This is a genomic window from Pontibacter saemangeumensis, from assembly GCF_039541895.1.
GTDB lineage: Bacteria > Bacteroidota > Bacteroidia > Cytophagales > Hymenobacteraceae > Pontibacter > Pontibacter saemangeumensis.
Genome location: NZ_BAABHC010000028.1, coordinates 1 through 1,257, shown reverse-complemented (window position 1 = coordinate 1,257; position 1,257 = coordinate 1). Strand labels below are relative to the sequence as shown.

The 1,257-nt window shown below is 56.6% G+C and carries 2 protein-coding genes; both read right to left on the bottom strand.

The window, feature by feature from the left end; all coding sequences use genetic code 11:
* Positions 1–35 precede the first annotated feature (35 nt).
* On the bottom strand, positions 36–905 hold the full coding sequence (locus ABD920_RS18420) for an IS3 family transposase (RefSeq protein WP_345160995.1): 870 nt from the start codon (positions 903–905) through the stop codon (positions 36–38).
* Positions 906–910: 5 nt separating this feature from the next.
* Complete coding sequence (locus tag ABD920_RS18415; RefSeq protein WP_345160994.1) at positions 911–1,204, bottom strand: transposase; 294 nt, start codon at positions 1,202–1,204, stop codon at positions 911–913.
* Between the last annotated feature and the right edge of the window lie 53 nt (positions 1,205–1,257).

Here is a 1,257-nt window from a genome sequence, read left to right as displayed (position 1 = left end):
TGAGGTGTGTCGAAAATGACGGACAGTAAACTTGCTTAGCGGTTATAAATATAATGGTTCTTTTCATAGTTCATCGGGCTCTGATAAGCTAAAGCAGAATGTCTCCTTCTGGTGTTGTAGTACATCTCGATGTACTCAAATATTTCGCTCTGCGCATCCTCCCTGTTTTCAAAAGCACCGCCCTCCAGCAGCTCGGCCTTGAAGCGGCTGAAGCAGGACTCCATGAAGGCATTGTCGTAGGCGTTGCCTGCCCGGCTCATGCTCTGGCGCACCCTGCGCCTGTCCAGCAGCCTCCTGAACGATTTCCCGGCATACTGCCCTCCCCGGTCTGAGTGCATGATCACGCCTTGGGCAACGGTTCTGGTGCCCAGCGCCTGCCGCAGCGCCGCCACAACCAGTTCCTCCTGCATATGCCTATCCAACCTCCAGCCCACGATCCTGCGGGAGTAGAGGTCCATCCACACGGCCAGGTAGAGGAACCCTCCGCCTGCCAGCGGGATATAGGTGATGTCCCCGACCCACACCTGGTTAGGTGATGTGGGGAAAGGGCTTTCGAGCAGCAGGTTAGGGCTTATCGGGTAAGGATGGCGGCTGTCGGTGGTCCTGGGCACGAAGCTGCGCGGCTGGATGGCCTTTAACCCGTGCTTTCGCAGCACCAGCCGCACCTTGCACGCCCCTATCTCCACGCCCTTCTCCCTCAGCTCGGCCACCAGGCGGCGCACCCCATAGCGCCTTCTGTGCTCCCAAAACGTCTCCAGGACAAGTCTTTCTGCCTCTTCCTCCCTTTTGTTTACGCCCCTGGACCCAGAGAGCCAGCCGTAGTAGGCACTGCGGCTCACCTGGAGCACCGCGCAGAGCGTGTGCACCGGCCAACTGCCTGCGTTCCCCTGAATGAAACTATACACCTGCTTTAGGTCTGCCGGCTGAAAATGGCCAAGGCTTTTTTTAAGATGTCCCGTTCGGTTTCCAGTTCCCGGATGCGCCTGTGGAGCGCCTGGTAATCTGGTGAGGCAGGGGCTTGCTCTTCTCCTTTGTTTTCTCTGGCTTTGCGGCGGCTCTTCCAGCGGTAAATGATGTTCTCCCCTATACCCAGGGAGCGGGCCACCTCGCTGACCGGGCGGCCGTTGAATACCATCTGCAGCACCTCCTCTTTGAAGGCCGCATCGTACTTGCGACGGCTAACAGTTAATGGTTTTTCTTTCATATTGATTTGCTAAATTAAGCAAATCGACTGTCCGTATTTACTAGAGCATCTCA

What these genes read in the sequence shown, in the direction of transcription:
- ABD920_RS18415 (WP_345160994.1), bottom strand. Translation starts at nt 1,204, where the DNA reads ATGAAAGAAAAACCATTAACTGTTAGCCGTCGCAAGTACGATGCGGCC.